Consider the following 5,716-nt stretch of genomic DNA (forward strand, 5'->3'; position numbering starts at 1 on the left):
AGGTGGCGGAAGCGATGCGGGGTGCCCGGCCCGAATTTCAACGCGCTGTCATCGGCAAAGCCGCGAGCGCTGGCTATGTCCCGGAGGCCATGTAGGCGGCGAGGATGTAGTTGGGGTGCCGGTCGAGGTTCTTGCGGGCTCGGTCGTAGCGCATGGTGGTGCGCGCGTCGGCGTGACGAGCGGCGATCTGCACGTCGCGCAGGCTGACGCCGGCGTCGAGCATGGTGGTCACGAACGTGTGGCGCAGCATGTGGGGGTGCATCCTCGACATCCGGATCCCCGGCCGAGTCCGTGCTGGAGCGAGCCTGTGAAGGTTGTCGGCTTGGCGTAGTACCAGATAGCCGCTGTCCGTTTGGTCATCGTGGCCAGAGCGCCCCTCCTGGCAGGAGTGCGAATTGTGGGCCACCGTACCCACGACACCGCGCATCCGCGCCAGACTTCCGGACGTCGGTCGTCAGGCCACAGAAGCGCCGGCAGAGACCGGGCACGGCTATGCACACACCGCGTCAACCGACATCTGAAACCCGCGCCCGAGGTAACCATCCGCAGCTGCGGGCGGAGCGCGCAGTCAGATGCGGATGTTCAGTCGCGAGGGCCGCCCGGCGGGTACTGCTGTTGGTCCGGGAGATTACGAGGGCAACTCGTACTCCTCCGCGAGCCGCTCGGCGTAGCCACGTACCAGGTCGTCACCGGTGGCGCGTACACGCCGGATCAGCTCAGCTGCTTCACTGGTTGCACCCTGGTCCAACAGCAGGGCAGCGAGCAGGCATCGGCAACGGTTCTCCAACAGCGCGGCACCTTGACGCAGGACGGCCTCCGCTTCGACCTGTCGATGCGGCACCTTCAGCAAGAGCGCGCCGAGGATCGGCAGAGAACCGGTGTCGCCGGCCGCCACCTGGCGACGGCGATGCTCGATCGCTTCACTGAGCTCGCCGGGCTCGCCGTGGTTGTGCAGGAAGGCCGCATACATCGTCAACGCGTTGACGCTGCCGGACTCGATGGCCACCGTGAACAACATCCGAGCTTCGGCCGTGTCGCCCTGCCGGGCGCGCAGCGCCGCCAAAGACGCCGACGACTGAACGTCACCGGCCGTGATCGCCGCCCGATACACGGCCTCCATCGCAGCGTGGTTCTCCCGGATACCCGGCCAGTTGACCAGCTTCACGACGGCCCGGTGGTCTCCGGCGTCTGCCGCCATGCGGTACAGGGCCTCCGCCGCTGCGTGTTCGCCCTTGGCCGACTTCTCCTCCGCGGCCTGGACCAGAGCAGCGATCGCCCGTGGCCGGCTCGCTCTGCGGAACGCCCCACGCGCGTACCCTGTGGCAAACGTTTCGGCGTAGGAGGACGACAAGCGATCGACGATGGCTGACCATCGCGCCCGTAAACCCATACCGTCGATTCTGGCGACACCGTGCACGTCGCGGTATCCGCAGTTTGCATTGCGAATGGATCTGGACCCCCGATGCGTCCAGCCGCTCGAGTCCTCGACGCACTCATCTCGGCATAGTCGAGGGGCAGCCCACCAACGTTGAGTCACGCTGCGTAACGCGCGGCTCGCGGCTACTTCTTTAATCCGGCCGCGCCGCCGTATCGATGTCAGCGGTTGCGTGGGGTTACCAGGCCGGATTCGTAGGCGAGGACCACAAGTTGGGCGCGGTCGCGGGCGTGGAGCTTGGTCATGGCTCGGTTGATGTGGGTTTTCGCGGTCATCGGGCTGATCACCATGTGGTCGGCGATCTGGTCGTTGCACAGGCCCTGTGCGACCAGCGCTACGGCCTCGCGTTCGCGGTTGGTCAGTTCTTTCAGTCCCCTATCCGTGCTGGTGTGGAGCGGTTGGGTGACGTATCGGTTGATCAGCTTGCGGGTGATCGATGGTGCGAGCAGGGCGTCGCCGCGGGCAGCGACGCGTACGGCGTGGAGGAAATCTTCCGGTTGGATGTCTTTGACGAGGAATCCGGCGGCGCCGGCGCGCAGCGCGTTGAAGACGTACTCGTCCAAGCCGTAGTTGGTCAGAATGACGACGTGCACCCGGGCCAGGGCCGGGTCCGCAGCGATGCGCCGGGTCGCCTCGATGCCGTCGAGGACCGGCATCTGGATGTCGATGAGCGCAATGTCGGGCAGGTGTTCCTTGGCCAGCGCCAGGCCCTCGCTGCCGTCGGCGGCCTCGGCCACCACCTCGATGTCGTCCTCGACGTCGAGGAGCGCGCGGAATCCGCTGCGAAGGAGCGGCTGGTCGTCGACCAGCAGGACACGGATCATGACGTTTGATCCACGGGAAGTTCGGCGTGGACGGTGAAGCCGCCCTCGCTGCGTGGTTCCGCGCGGAGGTGACCTCCGAGGGCGGTGACTCGTTCGCGCATTCCGAGCAGCCCGACGCCGGGCACCGGCGCGGTGCCCGGCGTGGCCCTGCCGTCGTCATCGACTCGGATCGCGAGGGCGTCGGGACGGTAGTCGATCCGAACCGACGCCGTAGCGGCGGCGGCGTGACGGGCGATGTTGGTCAGCGACTCCTGAACGATCCGGTAGGCGGTCCGGTCCACCGCGGCCGGCACGTTGTTTCGGTGTCCCTCGATCGTCAGCGTCGCGTCCAGGCCGGTCGTCCGGGCCCGTTGCACCAGTTCCGGGACATGGTCGAGCCCATGCGGCGGGTTCTTGTCGTCGTCGCGCAGCGCTTCCAGGGTCGCTCGTAGCTCCCGGGCCGCCTCACGACCGGCCTCCCGGATTGCCAGCAGGGCCTCCGGCACCTGTTCACCCCGCTTGCCGGCCAGGTGGACGGCGACTTCGGCCTGCACCTTGATGACGGAGATCTGGTGGGTGAGCGAATCGTGCAGCTCCCGTGCGATGTGCAGCCGCTCCTCGTTCGCGCGGCGCCGCGCGGTCTCCTCGCGAGTGCGCTCGGCCTCATCCGCCCGGCGCTCGGCCTGTCGCAGCGCCTCGCCCGCCGCACCGGCGGCAATCAGCCAGGCCAGTTCGAGGACACCTCGGGCCTGCGCGAACGCCTCGCCCGTGTCGTGCAGGCCCGAGGCCATGGCCGCGAGGGGGAGAGCGGAGAGCATGATCACGCTCACCGCCACCGTGGTAGTGCGGTGCCCCGCCCGCACGGCGGCGTACACCGCGAACAGGAACGCGACGGCAGGCACGTCGAAACCGGCCGCCTGGTAACCCACCGCGCACAGCCCGGTGACGGCCAGGACGGGAACCGGCGCGCGGCGGCGCGCGGCCAGCGCCAGACCGCCGGCCGCCAGCAGCACGTAGCCGAGCAGGTCGAGGTTGGTGGCGGAGTGCTGTCCGGATAGCCCGGTGACCAGCAGGATCGCCGCCACGCCGGCGGCGATCGTCCAGTCTCTGACACCGATCCGTCGCCTGCTCATGCGCGCACCCTAACCGGATGTCTGCCCGGGCGGCTCCTGCGCGCGGATGATCGGCCGCCTACCGCACACGCGGTACCTTCCCGGCTTCTGCGGCATCCGTGGCAGCCGGATGCACCGCTTGCGGCAGCGTGAAGTGTCCGCGTCAGCAGGACGACAGGTGATCGGTCCGGCGGACAGGATCAGACGACAACCAGTCCTACGAGGAGAAGGAGCATCCCTATGTTCGTCCGTCACCTGCTCGCCGCCGCCGCAGCCGCCCTGCTCGGAGTCTTCGTGCTTGCCACACCAGCGGCCGCGCACGTCTTGGCCGAGCCCGCCACTGTTTACGGCTGGACCCCTGAGCGAATCTGGGGCAGCGCGGCCGCGCTACTGGCGCTGGTTGGCGTGGTCATCGGCGGGCTGGCTCTGGCCCGACCCGCCGGCCGTATCGGCAACGGAGGAAGGGGCGCCGTCGTGGCCCTGGCGGCGGGGCTGATCGCCGTGGTCAACGGCGGGCTGGTGGTGGTCACCGCCGATGGTGGTCTCGGCACCGGCAACGGGATCGCCGGTGGCTACTTGGCCCTGGTGATGGGGCTGATCGCCACGGTCCTCGGCTGGCTGGCTGTGACCCGCTCCCGCCGCACCGTCTGACCGCAGCGAATACGAGCGCGCGTTCGGGTCTGCAGAAGACCGCCACACCAAATTCCAGCGCGCCGTAGACGCCCCGCCCAGCCTCGTGCTCGGGTAGCTGCCCTCAGCCGCAGACTTACCGGCGAGCGCCCATTCAGCATGCCCTCGGTTACGCAGCGCTACTTGACCCTTGGTGGCGGCTTCCTTCACGGCACCCCAACTCAGGAAGGAGAACGATGCGACACACCATCTCGATCTGGCGAACACTCGCTGCCGGCCTCGCCGGAGGCATCGCGTTTGTGCTAGGCACGTTCGTCACATTCCGCCTGCTCGGCGGTTCACGCCAAGGTGCGGAAGGCTTGTTGTTCGACCCCGACACCCAGCACCCCAAGGTCATCACCGTGTGGAAGGAACTGGAGCCGCTTCCACGGATTCTGGAGAATCCGCTGATCATCCTCGGCGGGATGCTCGCGTTCGGGATCGCCTACGCCTTCGTCTACCGATCCATCGCTTCTGCCTGGACGACGGGCCTGCACCACAGGGCATGGCGGCTCGGCCTCATCGTGTGGCTGGGCACCGTGTTCGCCGAGTTCATGGGCCCGTTCAACGTGCTGCACCAGCCCTTGCACCTCAGCGTCCTGGCCTGGGCGATGTGGGCGGTATGCGCCGTCGCCGAGGCGTACGCGCTGGTATTCGTCCTAGACCGCGGCCTGTCTAAGGGCCGTGAACAAGGCGAACGCGGCCCCGCGCATCGCTCCACCGTGGTCGAACCCCAGGCCTGACGCCAACCGGTGGAGACGCCAATGAACATCACTGTGTTCGACTCGACGGGCCGCACCGGCCGCCACATCCTCAATTTAGGCGTTCGCCGCGGCCACCGCATCACCGCCTTCACCCACTGGCCGAGCCGTTCCAGGGTTAGGAGGGGGCTATGACACGTCCAGAAAGGGTGCTCGTCACTGGTGGTACCGGCGTGCTGGGTCGCGAGCTGGTACGTCGGTTACAGGATCAGACCGAGGTGCGGGTGTTGAGCCGTCGCCCATCTCAGGGACCTGGGTTCGTCCAGGGTGATCTCGAGACCGGCGAGGGTCTGGCCGCAGCGGTCGAGGATGTGGATGCGATCGCCCACTGCGCGAGTGCGGCCGACTACCGGCGACCGCAACGGGACGTGACCCAGCTCCGGCAGCTCCTCGACGCGACAAGTGGAGCGCGGCCGCACCTGGTGTATGTCTCGATCGTCGGAGTGGACCGGGTTCGGTTCGGGTTCTTCCAGGCCAAGCTGGACACCGAGCGGCTCGTCGAAGACTCCGGCCTGCCATGGACGATCCTGCGGGCCACCGAGTTCCATGATCTGATGCTGAAGTTCTTGGCGCGACTCTCCAAAGGTCCGGCCGCCGTGGTGCCGCGGAAGTCACTGTTCCAGCCAGTCGACGCGGGCGATGTCGCCGAGCGAATGGCCGAACTTGTCATGGGGCCTGCGGCAGGCCGCGTTCGCGAGCTCGGCGGGCCGAAGGTCGAGTCGATGGCGGACCTGATGCGCGCCTATCTCGCCGCTGCACAGCGCCGCCGCCCAATCATCAAGATCCCCCTCTGGGGCAGGCTGGGCGCGGGGTTCGGCGTGGGCGACCACCTGCTCACCGATGGCGACCGCGGCACGGTCACCTTCGCCGACTACCTACACGCGCGTAGTAACGCTGACGGCCTCCTCGACCACCCCTACCGCTAAAAGCGTGGGT

Annotated in this window: 7 protein-coding genes; 3 read left to right on the forward strand and 4 right to left on the reverse strand. The window is 67.9% G+C overall.

The features are described from left to right. Positions 1-73: 73 nt before the first annotated feature. The 4 genes from FXF52_RS42750 to FXF52_RS40150 form a co-directional block, all read right to left on the reverse strand. Positions 74-427: a site-specific integrase gene (locus FXF52_RS42750; RefSeq protein ID WP_222870947.1), complete on the reverse strand. Its 354-nt coding sequence runs from the start codon at positions 425-427 to the stop codon at positions 74-76. A gap of 201 nt (positions 428-628) precedes the next feature. Beyond that, on the reverse strand, positions 629-1,351 hold the full coding sequence (locus FXF52_RS40140) for a hypothetical protein (RefSeq protein ID WP_148804871.1): 723 nt from the start codon (positions 1,349-1,351) through the stop codon (positions 629-631). Positions 1,352-1,596: 245 nt separating this feature from the next. Next, complete coding sequence (locus FXF52_RS40145) at positions 1,597-2,259, reverse strand: response regulator transcription factor (RefSeq protein WP_148804872.1); 663 nt, start codon at positions 2,257-2,259, stop codon at positions 1,597-1,599. After that, complete coding sequence (locus FXF52_RS40150; RefSeq protein WP_148804873.1) at positions 2,256-3,371, reverse strand: sensor histidine kinase; 1,116 nt, start codon at positions 3,369-3,371, stop codon at positions 2,256-2,258. The genes FXF52_RS40145 and FXF52_RS40150 overlap by 4 nt, the downstream gene beginning before the upstream one ends. Positions 3,372-3,590: 219 nt before the next feature. Between FXF52_RS40150 and FXF52_RS40155 the strand changes: the two genes are divergently transcribed. From FXF52_RS40155 to FXF52_RS40165, 3 genes are all read left to right on the forward strand, one after another. Next, positions 3,591-4,001 carry a DUF6223 family protein gene (locus tag FXF52_RS40155; protein WP_148804874.1) on the forward strand — a complete coding sequence of 137 codons (411 nt, stop codon included), beginning with the start codon at positions 3,591-3,593 and terminating at the stop codon, positions 3,999-4,001. 215 nt (positions 4,002-4,216) lie between these two features. Continuing rightward, entirely contained in the window at positions 4,217-4,762 is a 546-nt protein-coding gene (locus tag FXF52_RS40160; RefSeq protein ID WP_148804875.1) for a hypothetical protein, read from the forward strand. Positions 4,763-4,911: 149 nt separating this feature from the next. Next, entirely contained in the window at positions 4,912-5,706 is a 795-nt protein-coding gene (locus tag FXF52_RS40165; protein ID WP_148804876.1) for an SDR family oxidoreductase, read from the forward strand. Positions 5,707-5,716 lie beyond the last annotated feature (10 nt).

The organism is Micromonospora sp. MP36 (assembly GCF_008119785.1).
Classification (GTDB): Bacteria; Actinomycetota; Actinomycetes; order Mycobacteriales; family Micromonosporaceae; genus Micromonospora.

Coding starts and splice junctions, on each gene's coding strand:
- FXF52_RS40160 (WP_148804875.1), top strand. CDS start 4,217: ATGCGACACACCATCTCGATCTGGCGAACACTCGCTGCCGGCCTCGCC.
- FXF52_RS40150 (WP_148804873.1), bottom strand. CDS start 3,371: ATGAGCAGGCGACGGATCGGTGTCAGAGACTGGACGATCGCCGCCGGC.
- FXF52_RS40145 (WP_148804872.1), bottom strand. CDS start 2,259: ATGATCCGTGTCCTGCTGGTCGACGACCAGCCGCTCCTTCGCAGCGGA.
- FXF52_RS40165 (WP_148804876.1), top strand. CDS start 4,912: ATGACACGTCCAGAAAGGGTGCTCGTCACTGGTGGTACCGGCGTGCTG.
- FXF52_RS40155 (WP_148804874.1), top strand. CDS start 3,591: ATGTTCGTCCGTCACCTGCTCGCCGCCGCCGCAGCCGCCCTGCTCGGA.
- FXF52_RS42750 (WP_222870947.1), bottom strand. CDS start 427: ATGCGCGGTGTCGTGGGTACGGTGGCCCACAATTCGCACTCCTGCCAG.